12 protein-coding genes are annotated in these 15,080 nt (G+C 38.7%); 5 read left to right on the forward strand and 7 right to left on the reverse strand.

Annotated elements, in window-relative coordinates; translation table 11 throughout:
* Positions 1-39: 39 nt before the first annotated feature.
* From CDL10_RS06770 to CDL10_RS06790, 5 genes are all read left to right on the forward strand, one after another.
* On the forward strand, positions 40-2,769 hold the full coding sequence (locus CDL10_RS06770) for a TonB-dependent receptor domain-containing protein (protein ID WP_100677826.1): 2,730 nt from the start codon (positions 40-42) through the stop codon (positions 2,767-2,769).
* Between the two features lie 154 nt (positions 2,770-2,923).
* Positions 2,924-4,096, forward strand: a complete 1,173-nt coding sequence (locus tag CDL10_RS06775; protein WP_100677827.1) for a hypothetical protein — start codon at positions 2,924-2,926, stop codon at positions 4,094-4,096.
* 108 nt (positions 4,097-4,204) lie between these two features.
* The gene (locus CDL10_RS06780) at positions 4,205-4,540 is read left to right on the forward strand and encodes a T9SS type A sorting domain-containing protein (protein ID WP_100677828.1); all 336 of its coding nucleotides are present in this window, start codon (positions 4,205-4,207) and stop codon (positions 4,538-4,540) included.
* A gap of 81 nt (positions 4,541-4,621) precedes the next feature.
* Entirely contained in the window at positions 4,622-5,431 is an 810-nt protein-coding gene (locus CDL10_RS06785) for a T9SS type A sorting domain-containing protein (protein WP_100677829.1), read from the forward strand.
* A gap of 183 nt (positions 5,432-5,614) precedes the next feature.
* Positions 5,615-6,001: a hypothetical protein gene (locus CDL10_RS06790; protein ID WP_100677830.1), complete on the forward strand. Its 387-nt coding sequence runs from the start codon at positions 5,615-5,617 to the stop codon at positions 5,999-6,001.
* Between the two features lie 49 nt (positions 6,002-6,050).
* Here the strand turns inward: CDL10_RS06790 and CDL10_RS06795 are convergent, their stop codons facing one another.
* The 7 genes from CDL10_RS06795 to CDL10_RS06825 form a co-directional block, all read right to left on the reverse strand.
* Positions 6,051-7,973 (reverse strand): ABC-F family ATP-binding cassette domain-containing protein, encoded by a 1,923-nt coding sequence (locus CDL10_RS06795; protein ID WP_100677831.1) that lies wholly within the window; start codon positions 7,971-7,973, stop codon positions 6,051-6,053.
* A gap of 6 nt (positions 7,974-7,979) precedes the next feature.
* Positions 7,980-9,041, reverse strand: coding sequence for an NAD(P)/FAD-dependent oxidoreductase (locus CDL10_RS06800; protein ID WP_100677832.1), 1,062 nt, complete (start codon positions 9,039-9,041; stop codon positions 7,980-7,982).
* A gap of 58 nt (positions 9,042-9,099) precedes the next feature.
* Entirely contained in the window at positions 9,100-9,990 is an 891-nt protein-coding gene (gene porN, locus CDL10_RS06805; protein WP_100677833.1) for a type IX secretion system ring subunit PorN/GldN, read from the reverse strand.
* 14 nt (positions 9,991-10,004) lie between these two features.
* On the reverse strand, positions 10,005-11,585 hold the full coding sequence (porM, locus tag CDL10_RS06810; RefSeq protein WP_100677834.1) for a type IX secretion system motor protein PorM/GldM: 1,581 nt from the start codon (positions 11,583-11,585) through the stop codon (positions 10,005-10,007).
* Positions 11,586-11,607: 22 nt separating this feature from the next.
* Positions 11,608-12,363 carry a type IX secretion system motor protein PorL/GldL gene (gene porL, locus CDL10_RS06815; protein ID WP_100677835.1) on the reverse strand — a complete coding sequence of 252 codons (756 nt, stop codon included), beginning with the start codon at positions 12,361-12,363 and terminating at the stop codon, positions 11,608-11,610.
* Between the two features lie 49 nt (positions 12,364-12,412).
* Positions 12,413-13,834, reverse strand: coding sequence for a T9SS ring complex lipoprotein PorK/GldK (gene porK / locus CDL10_RS06820; protein ID WP_100677836.1), 1,422 nt, complete (start codon positions 13,832-13,834; stop codon positions 12,413-12,415).
* Positions 13,835-13,959: 125 nt separating this feature from the next.
* A complete protein-coding gene (locus tag CDL10_RS06825) occupies positions 13,960-15,078 on the reverse strand; it encodes a formimidoylglutamase (RefSeq protein WP_317045739.1) in 1,119 nt (372 codons plus the stop codon).
* Between the last annotated feature and the right edge of the window lie 2 nt (positions 15,079-15,080).

Here is a 15,080-nt window from a genome sequence, read left to right on the forward strand (position 1 = left end):
TACACTTGTTTCCTTTGCCGAAGTTTTAAACAAGTAAGTATGAGAATTTTTTTATCAATGATTGTGCTATTATTTTCGGGCGGTCTTTTCGCTCAAAGCACATTGACGGTTAAAGGGCAAGTGATTGATTTTGCTACCGGTGAACCGTTGCCTTACGCAACTGTGATAGTTGCAGAACAGGAGATCGGTGTGGAAACCGAAGAGGACGGAAGTTTTACATTAACCTTGAAAAAAATACCTGCTCAGCTGGATATAGAATATCTGGGCTACGGCACGGTGTCCGAAACCATAACGGAATTATCCGATGAATTGCTGTTTGAGCTTTTCCCGGAAGATAACGATTTGGAAGACTTGGTTATTACCGTGTCGAGCAACAAAGCCGACGAAAGTGTTTTATTAAATGAACAACGAAAATCGTTGGAAATAAAACAACAAATTGGTGCACAGGAGCTTTCGCGAAAAGGAGTGAGCGACGTTGCTTCGGCTGTTGCTAAAACGTCGGGAATTTCCAAGCAGGAAGGAAGCAATAATGTATATGTACGTGGTTTGGGCGACCGTTACAATTCTACCACTTTAAACGGATTACCTGTTCCGTCCAACGACCCGGAAAAAAAGAATGTAAACCTGGAGCTTTTTTCAACGGATATTGTAGAATATATTTCCATTGATAAAACTTTTAGTGCAAAAAACACGGGAGATTTCGGTGGGGCAAATATCGATATTCTTTCCAAAGATTTTCAGGACGACAGTTTGCTTGAAATCGAATTGGGTACAAAAATCAACACCAATGCCACCAGCAAAGGAAGTGAGTTTTTATTGCCTCAGGGACCGAGTTCAATGGGATATGCTTCTTATGGCGTTCCGGCAAATCCGCTGACAAATTACAGTTTTGAAAACAGCTTAAACCCGAAACACGTCGGGCAGGTTGGCGGAAACTTTGGTCTGAAAGCCGGAAAATCATTCAACATCGGGCAGGAAGGAAGGTTGAATTTATTTGCTACAGCCAATTTTGACAACGGCTTCCAGTTCAGAGAAGGTCTGAATCAAAGTTTGAATGCCCAAGGGTCAAAATTAAAATCTTTCCGTCAGGAAAAATTTTCGCATACGACCAATACAACTGGTATGTTTAATGCGAATTATCATATCAACGACAATCACAAGCTGGCTTACAACCTTTTGTACGTGAATTCATCTGATTTATCAAGAGATACTTATACCGGATATGACCGTGATTTTGAAGGTACACACGATGACCATATTGTTCAAAGAGGAACATTTATTCAGAATACCGTTTTAATCAACCAGCTTTTAGGTTCACACAAATTGAATGAAAAATTAGGATTGGACTGGGCGGTTGCTTACAATACGATTGAAAGTGATATGCCAGACAGAACGCAGAATAAATTGTATCACTGGAGCGATACCGATACTTATCGCTTGGCACAAAACACTATTACGGACAATCATCGTTATTTCCAACACCTGCAAGAAGATGAAATCGCAGCGAACTTAGCTTTGAATTACAAATTAGGCGTTGATGAATTCGGTAATGCCAAGGGAAAATTGAGTTTAGGATATAACGGAAGAATGAAACAAAGAGATTTTGAGGCGATTCAGTTCAATTTCCGTATTTCGGGTAATGCACTTCAAACTGTTGTAAATCCGAATAATTTGGATTCGTTTTTCAATGCAGAGAATTTCAGCAACGGATTGTTTCGTACAGAATCTTTTGCGGGTATGACACCGCAGACTTATTCGGGAGAACAAAACATTCATGCCGGATTCGCCAATCTGGAATACCGTTTGTCGGAAAAATTAAGCACTGTTGTCGGTCTGCGGTTTGAAAGAATCGACCAAACCGTAAACTGGCGTACGCAATTGGACGCAGCCGGTGATTCAAATACTTTTGAAAGGAATGAATTTTTGCCAACCTTATCATTGAAATACGAACTTGACCCAATCCAGAATTTACGTTTCGCAACCAGTAAAACCTACACTTTGCCGCAATTCAAAGAACGTGCTTTGTTTATCTATGAAGACGTAACGGAAATCAAAGTGGGTAATCCTTATTTATATCCGTCGCAAAATTACAATGTTGATTTAAAATGGGAAATGTTCCCGATGAACGATGAGGTCATTTCAGTTACCGCTTTCGGTAAATACATCATCGACCCGATTAACGAAATCACGATGGCGTCTTCGACCAACGATATTACGTGGGTAAACATTGGCGACAAAGGATATGCTTACGGAGCTGAATTTGAAATCAAGAAAAGAATTGCTGATTTTGGTGGCGATTATGAGAACAAGCTTGTTGCCGGATTGAATGTATCTTACATGAAAACCGACCAAAAAATTGACAGAGAAAAAATACAACGTGAAACAAACGGATTAATTAATACCAATTTCACAGACGAACGTTCATCGTTTACCGGAGCTTCCGATTTGCTGATTAATGCAGATGTTTCCTATACCAAAGAATGGAGCGATGACCGTGGTATGACAGCTACTTTAGCCTACGCGCATTATTCCGACCGCTTATACGCTCTGGGTGTAGAGCAAAAAGGAAACCTGGTAGATAAAGGAATGGGCACGCTGGATTTTGTTTTGAAAACTAAAATTCATAAAAATATCGCAATTGATTTCACAGCACGAAACCTGCTTAATCCGGAATTCAGACGAGTACAGCAAAATGCTTCAGGCGATATAGACGCTATCAAATACAAAAGAGGAATGTTCATAGGGCTTGGTGCGAAATATACATTTTGATGGGTTTAATGTTGAAAAGTTTAATGTTGTAACTTTTCAACTTTAAAACTTTCCAACTTTCATCAACCCGTAACAATTTCATTACACTTGCTTAATATCGCTTAAATAATTTATAATCAAATTTGTACAAACATTAATCAAAATTAGAAAAACAATGAAAAAGCCAATTTTAAGACTATTTAGTTTAGCTTTATTATCTTTCACTTTTGCAACAACAACAGTTTCTTGTTCAAGTGATGACAACACACCGGAAGAACAAAACCCTGGAGATTTTGTCGTGGACAGAAATGACCTTAGAGGCGAAATCAAAAGCGGAGAACACGTTACCCTGACAGACGGAACATACAAATTAACCGGAAAATTAGTTGTAGCCAACGGTGGAAAATTAACCATCAAAGCCGGAGTAAAAATTGAGGCTACAAGTCTTTCTTCAGACAACGATTTTAACGCAGTTCGTTATATTGCAGTAGGGCAAGGAGGTCAAATCTTCGTAGAAGGTACTTCATCTAATCCTGTGGTAATGACTGCAGAAGAAAAAACACCAGGTAAATGGGGTGGTTTGGTACTTTGTGGAAAGGCACCTATCAATAAAGGGACAACAGCTACTGCAGAGGTTTCTGAATTAACTTATGGAGGAACAGATGTAACCGATAATTCAGGCTCTATCAAATATCTGAGAATTGAATATTCAGGATATGCTTACAACGCAGACAAAGAATTCAACGGACTTTCTATGTTTGGTGTTGGTAATGGAACAACTATTGATTATGTGCAAGTTCACGAAGGTTCAGACGACGGTTTCGAGTGGTTCGGAGGTACAGTAGATGCTTCTCACTTAATCGTTACCAACTACGCATCTGAAGTAGGCGATGATTTATTTGACTGGACAGAAGGCTGGAACGGAACCGGAGAAAACTGGTACGGAATCAGAACCAACGACGGAAACAGAGGTATCGAAGCAGATAATAACTCGAATAACGAAGCTGCTACGCCAATCTCTAACCCTACTATCAAAAATTTAACATTGATTGGTAATAATGGCGGAGGAGAAAACCACGCTATCAAACTGAGAGTGGGAACAAAAGCACAATTCGACAATGTAGTGTTGAAAAACTGGGGAACTGGTTTCGACGTTCAGGCTGCACCGGATTTATCAGCAGGTTATGTTGGTACGGAACTGAAAGCTACGAATGTTAAATTTGAAAACGTAACTACGCCTGCCAATGCGACAGCCGAAGGTATTTATACCGAAAACGGAACAGCAACCGGAGCAGGAAACGGAACAGCAACCCCATCTTGGGCACAAGGCTGGTCTGTAGGTTTGTAAGAATACAATCATAAAATAACCCTAAAATTACCTGTCAATAATGACAGGTAATTTTTTTGGCATTACTTTTGAAATATATTTTGTATATTTACCTACAATTTATTTACTATGAAGCAAAAGTATCTCTTTATAATTATCCTGTTTTTGACGATAAACCTAAGCGGATTCGCTCAAAATCAACCAAAAGATAACCAAAAAGACAATCAGATTGAAGGATTGCAAATTTATCCTAATCCGGTTACCGACAAGCAGGTTGTGGTTTCCACATCGTCAAATAGCACCAAGCAGATTGAATTGTTCGATTTGCTCGGCAAAAAAGTGTATGCCACACAATCCGACGCAGAACGGGTGGTTTTACAACTCGAAGACTTGAAACCAGGCATTTATTTGATTAGAGTTACAGAGAAAAAACAAACTGTAACCCGCAAATTAGTGCTTAAATAGTTAACGATTTCTTGATATTAGAAGAAAATAAATAAAGAGAATATTTGTAACTTTGCAGAGCAAAATTAAAACAAAAATATTATGAAAAAATTTTACACAGCAATCGCCATTGTAGCTATGGCATTTACCGTACAGGCACAAACGTTGCTTAACGAAAATGGTAGTTTAGAGACTTGGGAAGATGGGACAATGGCTCCAGAAGGCTGGTTCTTTTCTCCTAATAACTTGTCAAACGGAATCATTTCTAAGGTAGAAGGAGATGCACAAGATGGCAATATCTCGGTAAAAATAGAAGCAAGAGCAGCTTCCAGCGGAAATAACAATGGAGGATTACAAGATATTGAAGTAACAGCAGGAGAAACTTACACCGTTAGCTTTTGGTACAAATCAGAAGGAAGCGAACTAAACTTCAAACATTGGTTTCAATGGAGAACATTGAATGAAGAGGGAGCCAATGTTAATCTACCAGAAAACGTAGAAACTTTTCAACCAGCAGATTCTCATGTTGCGGTTTCAGAATGGACAGAAGTAGTAGTTTCTGAGGTTGCACCAGAAGGTGCTGTGGGCATACGGGTGAACTTTAGAAATTACGCAAATAGCAGTGATATTTATTTAGATAATGTTAAAGTGTATCAAGGACAACCAACTTCTACACAAAAGAATAGCATCGAGGGGTTGAGCATTTATCCAAATCCTGCATCTGATGTGGTAAACGTAATTTCGAACAGCTTGTCTAACAAAGATATCGTAATCACAGATTTGTTAGGAAAAACAGTTTTGAAAGCAAACGTAAGCCAGTCAGTAAACATTTCATCGCTTAAATCAGGTGTTTACATGATGCAAATCACACAAGACGGAAAATCTGCTACAAGAAAATTAGTAGTGAAATAATCAATGATTATTCAAAATATAAAAGCAACTTCATACGGAGTTGCTTTTTTTTGTAATCTGTTTTTCAGGTCATTTGTCCTGAAAGTGAATATTTCTGCGTCTGTGGTAAAAAAAATAAAAACATAACAAACTCTCAGAAAAAATTTATATATTTGATTCTGTTGAAATTAAAAAATAGAAATTATGAAGAAAATATTGTTTTTAGCCATGTTTGCTGCATTTGGTTTGCAGGCAGAAGCTCAGATTAATAACTTGACTATTGAAGAGGTAAGAAAAAACACCAATAAATTTGCTGAATTTGTCGAGCAGGATATGAATTTATTAAAGCAGCATGTAGATAAAGTTCCGCAAGCTAATTTGGTAGAAGCACGAAATCTGTTGAGAGCAAAATATGATAAATTAGCCTCAACGAATGCGGATATTCCCAAAGATAAAATCGAACAGTTCTGCCATTCGCTTACAGAAAGATTTAAAGTGTTACTCGGCGAAGAGTTTGAAAAAGTAGCCAAAGACCCGAAAGTTATCAGACAACTCAACGGATTGAGTTTGTTTGTCAGACATCAGAATTAACGCAACACATTTAGTTAAAAAGAGAGTGGTTGAAAAGCACTCTCTTTTTTTATTGCCTGTCTAATTCTTCCTGAACATTTCCCCAATCTGTCATCGCCTGTTCCAATTCATTTTTTTGCTTTTCATATTTTGAAAACCATTGGGTGTCATTCATCAGTGTTTCATAGTTTTGAGCCAGTTCTTTATCCGATTTTTCTATTTTTTTCTCTAAATCACTGATTTGAGTTTCCAGCTTTGAAAGTTTATTTTGTAAAGATTTTAGTGCTTTCTGTTGCTCATAACTCATTTTCGTTTTTTTCTCGCCGGTTGGTTGTTCCTTGAGTTTCTGTCTGTTTTTCTGTTCGGATTCAAAAGCCCGCATATCTGCCATTTTTCGCTCCTCGAGGAAATAGTTAATATCACCTAGATATTCTTTAATGGTTCGGTTTTTAAACTCATATACCTTGTCGGTCAGCCCTTCCAGAAAATCCCGGTCGTGCGAAACAATCACAAGCGTTCCTTCAAACTTTTTCAGGGCTTTTTTCAATACGTTTTTCGATGCGATATCCAGGTGGTTGGTTGGTTCGTCCATCAGCAAAACATTGATGGGTTTGAGCAACATTAGGCACAATGCCAATCGGTTTCGTTCGCCTCCCGAAAGCACTTTTACTTTTTTCTCTACATCATCGCCTCTGAACAAAAATGCTCCCAACATATCCCGCACTTTTGCCCGGTTAGAATCGTCTGCGGCGTCAATCATTGTATCCACAATCGTTTTTTCGCCATCGAGGTAATCTGCCTGATTTTGGGCAAAATAACCTATCTGTACATTGTGTCCCGGTTTGATAGTTCCTTGGTAATCAAATTCGTTGAGAACACCTTTTATCAACGTAGATTTTCCTTCGCCGTTTTGCCCCACAAAAGCCACTTTGTCACCTCGTTCGATATTCAGGTTGAGGTTTTGCAGAATAATTTTATCATCGAAAGCCTTGGTAAAATTTTCTATTTCCAATACCACTTTTCCGGGATTAACCGAAATAGGGAATGAGATGTTCATCACCGCATTGTCTTCTTCGTCCACCTCAATTCGCTCGATTTTATCCAGTTTTTTGATTAATGACTGTGCCATTGATGCTTTGTTGGCTTTCGCCCGAAATTTATTGATAAGCTTTTCGGTGTCCTCTATCATTTTTGCTTGGTTTTTTTGTGCTGCCAGCTGATTGGTCCTCACTTCCTCGCGGAGCACGAGATATTGTGAATAAGGCTTATTGTAATCATAGATTTTTCCCAAAGAAATCTCAATGGTTCTATTGGTTACATTATCTAGAAATGTTTTGTCGTGGGAAACCAAAACAACCGCTCCGGGAAAATTATTCAGGAAACCTTCCAGCCACAAAATACTTTCAATATCGAGGTGGTTCGTCGGTTCGTCCAGTAGCAACACATCGTTGTTCTGAAGTAATAATTTTGCCAGTTCGATACGCATTCGCCAACCTCCCGAAAAAGTTTCGGTGTACCGGTCAAAATCTTCGGGTTTGAACCCCAGACCTAACAAAACTTTTTCGGCTTGTCCCTGGTAGTTGTATCCGCCCAGAATATCATATTGATGGGTAAGTTCGCTGAGCTTTTCAATCAAATCATTGTAAGATTCCGATTCGTAATCTGTACGGGTTGCCAGTTCATTGTTGATTTTATCGAGCTGTGATTCAATGGATTTTATTTCTGTAAATGCCTGATAGCTTTCTTCCAAAACGGTTTTTCCGGATTCAAAATCCAAATCCTGTTTCAGGAAACCGATTCGCAGATTTTTTTCGGTTGCAATGCTTCCTCCGTCCGGGGCGATTTCTCCGGATAAAACTTTAAGCATAGTTGATTTTCCGGCACCGTTTTTTCCGATTAAGCCGACTCTGTCTCCGGCGTTCAAACGAAATGTAATTCCTTCAAAAAGGTTTTCTCCGGAAAATGAAACCGTCAGATTATGTATGTTTAGCATGGCTGATTATATTAAATTTTGTTTTTTATAATACCTGTTGATGTCGATTTCTTTAGGTAAATCGGTGTTGTTTTCGAGATGATTAAACAGTTGTTCTGCCAAATAAGGTCCGAGTAATACACCTCGTGTTCCCAATCCGTTGAGCAAATGTATATTTTGGTGTTTGTAATGTGTTCCGACAAGTGGTCTTCTGTCCCGGACGGTAGGACGAATACCGGCTTTGTGTTCCACAATGTCAAACGGAAGATTTGTCAGTTCTTTTAAGTCGCTCAGCAGTTGATTTTTTCCTTCTTCGGTGGTTTTGTCATCCTTATCTTCCCAATCGTAGGTTGCTCCCACGCGATACAAATCATTGCCAATAGGAAGTACAAAAATATTCGATTTAAGAATAACGTCCGATTTTAAATCCGGAATACGAACAGTCAGCACTTCGCCTTTTGTTCCGTCAAGAGGTAGTTGATTAAAATAAGGATTATTGTGCATCGAAAAGCCTTCGGCAAAAATGATTTTCGCGGCTGTGATGTCTTTATAAACAATTTTATTGTTTTCTGTTTGCAAAAGAGTGTAATCAAACGATTCTGTTTGTAGTTGATTGTTGTTGGCTAAATGATGATGAAAGACACGAACAAACTGTTGCGTATCTAAATAGCCGGATTGGTGTACTTCTCCGTAACCTAATGGTGCATCAATCCCATTGATGTTTTCATAGATAATTTTATCTGTGAGAAACTCTCGTAGAGTGGCTTTGTCACAAGCAGCAAACCAATTGTTCTGTTCCTCGACATTAGCAAATTTTCTGTATAGTGGTACGTAATGAAAAAACTTGCTTTTGAGGACTTTTTCCTGTTTTGTATAGAAATGATTGGCGAGATTCATTTGGTAATCGGCGTTCCAAATGGCGGTAAATCTTTTTAGTATAATCGGATTAAATAACCCGACGGCAACTAATGAAGATTTACTGTTTTCACTGGAATCAATCAGTATGAACGATTTATTGTTTTGGCGGCAATATGCAGCAAAACACAATCCGGCCAAACCTCCTCCGACAATGATATAATCTGTTTTCATAAATAAAAAAACTCTTACAAAGGTAAGAGTTTTCTATAGTTTTAAAGTGATTTATGTTTTAGTTTGACCACAAATCATCTTCCATGTTACGAATGTTTTCTTTGATACGCTCTGCCTCCATCAATTGGAACCATGCATTTTCGCCGACTTGCTCTGAGATTGTGATATCCTGAATATTCTCTACTTTATAGATAGTCCCGGAAAATCTTCGTGCGTTGAACAAGTAGTCAAAGTTTATTTTCTTACGTGGATTTTTCTCGTTGAAAGCGTAGTTACTGAACAATACGTTTCTCACGTTTGGATCCGGATAGAAAATCCAAAACAGTTCGATGGCTTGCCATTCTTCTTTAGCATATCGCTTGGTGTTGATGTCATAAACGACAGGGGCAATACCGAGAATTCTGTATTTTAACTCTCCTGCATTTCTGTCAAAATACCATACTCCTTTAATATGATATTCTACCACATCTGTTGGTTCTAAAGTATATTCGACAATAAATTGAGGGTCAATTTGTTCACCGAACAATAATTGATCAAAGCCCTCAGGCATTGTATCCTTCCGGGTAAACTTATCTTTTAATTGCTCAAAATTAAGTTTAACCTTGAAATCATCTGATTCATAGATTTCCGTAATATCTTTAGATTTTACTGCGTCTAACAAAACTTTAAAAAGAGGTTTTCTCTCTTCTGTTTCTCTTTCCGGATAGTAATAAATCAAGTTTGCTCTTTCGTCCAACGGAATAGTTTCCCATACCATTTTTGAAAACAAAATGTCGTTTTCGTTGATGTGCGGGTAAGGTATTGGTCCATCGGCTTCAGCCATAATATCTTCGATACCTTTGTCTGTGATTTCGTCAGGCGATTTTGCGTTTAGCAGGTAGTTTTGAGCCATTACGCCAAAACTGCTTACTAAGAACAAAGCACTAAGAAAAAATTTATTTAATCTCATAATCTATACTTTTATTATTGAATGGTATAAGTTGCATCTGCTGCATCTTTAGTTCTCATGTCAACACCAGAAATTCTTGTTTTAATACCGGTTATTCTAACAATATCCCCTGATTTTAACTGATCTGCTTTTCTTTTTGCGGATTCAGACAAGCTGGTACTTCCTTTAACTACTTCTGAACCTAATCCTCTCGGGAATATAATAGTATATTCTGTAACCTGTAATGATACATCAAATTCAAAATCATCAAATTTGGCACCAATAGTTGATATCTTTAAGTTATTAATAGGACCTTGAGCAGCTTCTGTACCTCTGATTGTTCCAAATGGTCTTGGTACAGGCTTAACTCTGAAAGTTTGTTGATCACTGGTAGATGTACCATCAGGTAATGTAGCTTTGGCTGTAATAACAACTTCTCTGGTTGCCGATGGGGTCAAAATGTATTTACCATCACCTGTTTTTCTCAGACTACCGCTTGATGTCGTAACAGTTACTTTGTCACTTGGTACTCCTGCAAATGACGCAGATATTGGGTTATCTAATCCCATATACACCACATTCATTCTGTCTGCTGCGATTGTCGCCGAATTTGGTCTTGGTACAACCACATAGTTAGAGCTTTGGATATCAACAGGAATAACTTTACCGTCTTCTAAGAAAGTAAATTGCCCTACAAACTTATGCTCGCCAATTCTTCCTGCTCTGGTATTAATTTGTACTTGCCCATCTTTGAATGATTTAGCGTCTTTCAAATCTATTTCCTGACCGTTTACTACTACCTTAGTAGGAACGGTTCTGTCATCGAATCTTGCTAAAGCAACACTTCCTGTGATTGGTTCTCCTTCAAAATACACTGATTTATCTGTAAATACCATCGCCCTGTAGTTGCTAAATGAAGCTGCTTCTTTTAATGAGTTGCCTAAGAAAAGGTTATAGGCTTCTTGTTCTACTTGGCGGATATCATTCTGCATCGCAGATAGTTTTGCCATAGCTGATACTGAAGGCAATCCTTTGTAATGATAATCCAGGTACTGTCTATCGTTTCCATCAGCATCAATAACATTGTCTGTGTTAAATCTGTCGTCTAACTTTCTTTTTAAGAAGTCGAAAGTTGCGTCAATACCTAATATTTCGTTGAAAGAGTTTCTAAATCCATTAATTTTAGCTACGATTTCTTCTCCTTTTTCAGAATATTTGTCTTTTACGAACCAGCCATAATCAATTACTTCTGCTTTGTCCATTTGCTCATAAGGCAAATTTCCGTTTTCATCTTTGTTTTTCTCAAATGGTTCGATGACAGATTGTCTCAATTCTCCAAGGTAAGTGTAAAACTCATTAGACAAAGCACTAATTTGTTTAGCTTTTTCATAAGGTTCTCCATATCTAACTGGTTCATCGCCAGCTCTTTGGTCTAGCTGCTCAAGTAAAAATTTATTTTGGTCTTGAGCATCTTTATTAGATTCAACAAATTTTGCGTCCATCATAGCAAAGGCGGTCAATGCTTCCCTTGACATATTTAGTGCCATCATTGCGATAAACACCAGATACATCAGGTTAATCATTTTTTGCCTTGCTGTTAATTTTCCTCCAGCCATAGTTTAGTTTAAGTTTATATTATTAAAGAGCTGTTTTTCCCATAGCTGTTAGCATACCGCCATACACTGCATTCAATGTAGATAGGTTGGCACCTAAGACTTGCATTTGCTCTTTCAATTTCAAATTGTTTTCTGCTACTTCTCTGTTGATGTCTGCATTTTTAGTAGCACTGTCTAACTGAGATTTGTACATTTCATTCAACGACGCTAATTGTGCAGCTGCCGTACTCATTTCTTCAGCATATTTGTTAGAAGATGCTACCGCGTCAACTGTAGGTGCAATTCCTTTTGCTGCCGCCTCGAAGTTTTGAATACTGTTTCTAAGGCTTTCCATCAACTGTCCGTCGATTTTAGCTTCTTTTAATATGTTGTCTAATTTGTCAGAAAGCATTTCTCTTTCCGGTGCAGGTGCAACAGCTCCGCCACCAACAAAACCAGAAGCATTATAATTTCCGCCTGCATATTTACCACCTTCGGCACCTCCGCTAACTGTTGTTACGGCACCTCCTCCGGAATATCCACCGGCAGCAACTTGCATTTGTCTTGGTTCGCCTCCTTTTAGCTCAGGATATACTCTCGACCAGTCAAATTCATCATCTACAGGTTCAAAGGCAGAGATAGCGAAGATGATTGCTTCTACTACTAACCCTACTGTAAGCATGTTGTTTCCATTAAACGGACCCCACTCCATGTGAGTAATCTTAAACAATGCTCCTATAATTACCACAGAAGCTCCCATTCCGTAGCAAAAGTTCATTACTTTTTTTGGTATTGCCATAATTCAAATGTGTATTTAATGTTTGGAATTTAATTTTACTGTTTTATTATTATCTGCCACTTCTTCCGCTTGTCGGAATATTTCTTTCGTCAACTGCTGGTCCCGCTGCTTTGAATGCTGTTCTGAAACCGATGTATGATCTTGCAGAGTCTTTGTCTTCTTTGTCACGTGTTGCAACTTGCAGGAAGTATGAAGGGTCTCTCCATGAGCCTCCGCGAACCACTCTCAATGGGTTGGCGTCTGCGGCAACTGCTTTTGCGGAAAAACTTGAGTTGGTTACATAAGCTCCTTGTACATAGGCGTCAGCAGTCCATTCAGCTACGTTACCTGACATATTATACAAGTTATACCCGTTAGGCGCGTATGATCTTGCCTCTGCGGTAAACATTGCTCCGTCAGCAGCATAATCTCCTCGGTCTGTTTTGAAGTTAGCAAGGAAACATGCTTTTTCGTCAACCACATTAGGGCCTCCCCATGGATACATTCCTCTTTCGATACCGCCTCGAGCTGCATATTCCCATTCTTGCTCTGTAGGCAAACGGTATTCTTCAAAATTATAGTTTCCTCTTCTTGATTTCAGATAAGCATTTTTGTACAACGTTCTCCACGCTGTGAAAGCTTCTGCCTGAACCTGAGTAACTCCGACTACAGGATACTCTCCGTAAGCCTCGTGCCAGAAATACTGGTCAACCATCGGGTTGGTATAACTACCAGCCATTTCTTTTGCCCAAACAGTCGTGTCCGGATAGATACTTACTATTTTTGTTTTCAGGTATTTTGACCTTCTGTCTCTTGCACTTGTCGTGTTATCCTTAAGGTTGGCTTCTCTGTCGAAGTAAGAATACTTAAACTGTAGCTTTGCCACATCGAACACAGTTAATCCAAGCATGTTCTGGTCTGCCGGAATGTATAAACTGTCCATAGCCTCTACATAGTATTCGTCTGGATAACGACGCGTGTCGGTAATCAATCTGATTTTTTTGTTTAATCTTCGTCCAGCATATTCGTCTTCGTCCATTGCCATACTGTAATAGTTGTCGTACATGTAACGATCATAGGCAGATTGGTTCTGATTCAATGTAGGATCTTCTTCAGGTAAGAAGGCAAACTCACCGATTCCTCCGGCTGCAGGCTCCATACCCATTTCGTCAGCCATAATGGCTAGGCGAGTTCTGATAATAGAGTCCTTAACGTGTTCAACGAACTTACGGTACTGGTTATTCGTAACCTCCGTTTCATCCATATAGAATGAACCTACCGTAACTTGTTTCGGTGGAGCATCTTCGGCACCTAAAAAATCTTCATGCGTTTTACCCATAGTAAAGGTTCCACCCGGAATGTAAGACATTCCCTGAGGTTTCTCTGTGACCCAACGTTTTCCTTGAACTCCGTCTAGTAGCTCACCTCTATCTCCAGAACCGCAACTGAACAACAATGACGCAACTGCTGCAAGTGTAATGAACTTCTTCATATATTATTTGAGGTTTATTTAATTTTTATAAAGCGTAAACCTATTTATTTATTTTGAATTATACAAAAAAAAATGAAAAATTTTTTAGTTTTTATTTAACATTACCTTTTTGTAACAGGTTTGGCTTAGGTTTCTTTTTGATTAATTCTCCACCATATCTCGGGTATTTCTCGAGATAAAGCTCTCTGATAATCAGCATGATGGCATGGATATAGCTTCTCTTTATTTTGGTAATCCTGACCGGCTATCCACCATCTTTCCGACAAATTACTTTTATAGAAAATTAATTCCTGTTCTTCCAGCGGAACTACATATTTATAATAATCTTCCTTGCTTGAAAAAGGATATTCATACAATCGGTAATTAAATCCTTCGATAAAGTACCAAATTATTTGTGACAATAACAAATGATTTTCGTCTTTTTTGTGCATGTTAAAAATCCCGAAGGATTTTAACTGGTCGCTGTATCCGGCGTAACGGGCTAAAGCACAGATTTCTCTGCCGTCGAATCCGTTGGGTTGCCGGGTTACATTTCCTGTCAAAGCACCTTGTACTGCCTGCATATCCAAACTGACGATGTCGGCATTTCGCATTACAGGTTCGGCAACTTTGATGTTTTGTACGACTTCTCCCAGGCGATAAGCGTCAAACTGCATGCGGTTAATCAGGTCAATTTCTTCCTGAGAATTAAAATAGGTTTGATAACCAAGATTAGCATAATTAATCAGATTGTTGGGTTCTTCCAGTATAATACGTGCCACAAACGACTCAGATAGATTGTCGTAATCGGAAACAACGTCGATTTTGCTGTCGATAGTTACCAGCGAAACCTGTTGTTCCAGTTCGTCGAATGCTCTGTATATTCCATAAGTCGTGTCTTGTGATGCTCCTACAATTATAGGCAGAATATTGTTTTTTATTAACGAGGCGGAAATTTTCTTTATCAGATAATAGGTGTCGTCGGCAGTATCTCCGGCGAGAATATGTCCCAAATCCACTATAGATTTTGACCAGTTGCCGGGATATAAAGCGTAAAATTCCCTGCGGATTGTATCAAAATCCGGGTTGGGATAATTTTTATCCGGATTATCAACCGATATAATAGCAATGTCTTTATTGTCTATATCCGGAAAATGTCCGGCTGTGTGAAAAGCCGTTTGTCCTCCGATAGAAAATGATGATTTCTGCCGGATTTCGTCAATCAATATCTGGCTTAACGGTTGTAGAAACTCAAAATCCATCATGG

The sequence above is a fragment of the Avrilella dinanensis genome (assembly GCF_002807015.1).
Lineage (GTDB): Bacteria > Bacteroidota > Bacteroidia > Flavobacteriales > Flavobacteriaceae > Flavobacterium > Flavobacterium dinanensis.

Excerpts from the sequence above, each read along its gene's own strand:
- CDL10_RS06770 (WP_100677826.1), top strand. The coding sequence starts at position 40 with ATGAGAATTTTTTTATCAATGATTGTGCTATTATTTTCGGGCGGTCTT.
- CDL10_RS06775 (WP_100677827.1), top strand. The coding sequence starts at position 2,924 with ATGAAAAAGCCAATTTTAAGACTATTTAGTTTAGCTTTATTATCTTTC.
- CDL10_RS06780 (WP_100677828.1), top strand. The coding sequence starts at position 4,205 with ATGAAGCAAAAGTATCTCTTTATAATTATCCTGTTTTTGACGATAAAC.
- CDL10_RS06785 (WP_100677829.1), top strand. The coding sequence starts at position 4,622 with ATGAAAAAATTTTACACAGCAATCGCCATTGTAGCTATGGCATTTACC.
- CDL10_RS06790 (WP_100677830.1), top strand. The coding sequence starts at position 5,615 with ATGAAGAAAATATTGTTTTTAGCCATGTTTGCTGCATTTGGTTTGCAG.
- CDL10_RS06795 (WP_100677831.1), bottom strand. The coding sequence starts at position 7,973 with ATGCTAAACATACATAATCTGACGGTTTCATTTTCCGGAGAAAACCTT.
- CDL10_RS06800 (WP_100677832.1), bottom strand. The coding sequence starts at position 9,041 with ATGAAAACAGATTATATCATTGTCGGAGGAGGTTTGGCCGGATTGTGT.
- porN (WP_100677833.1), bottom strand. The coding sequence starts at position 9,990 with ATGAGATTAAATAAATTTTTTCTTAGTGCTTTGTTCTTAGTAAGCAGT.
- porM (WP_100677834.1), bottom strand. The coding sequence starts at position 11,585 with ATGGCTGGAGGAAAATTAACAGCAAGGCAAAAAATGATTAACCTGATG.
- porL (WP_100677835.1), bottom strand. The coding sequence starts at position 12,363 with ATGGCAATACCAAAAAAAGTAATGAACTTTTGCTACGGAATGGGAGCT.
- porK (WP_100677836.1), bottom strand. The coding sequence starts at position 13,834 with ATGAAGAAGTTCATTACACTTGCAGCAGTTGCGTCATTGTTGTTCAGT.
- CDL10_RS06825 (WP_317045739.1), bottom strand. The coding sequence starts at position 15,078 with ATGATGGATTTTGAGTTTCTACAACCGTTAAGCCAGATATTGATTGAC.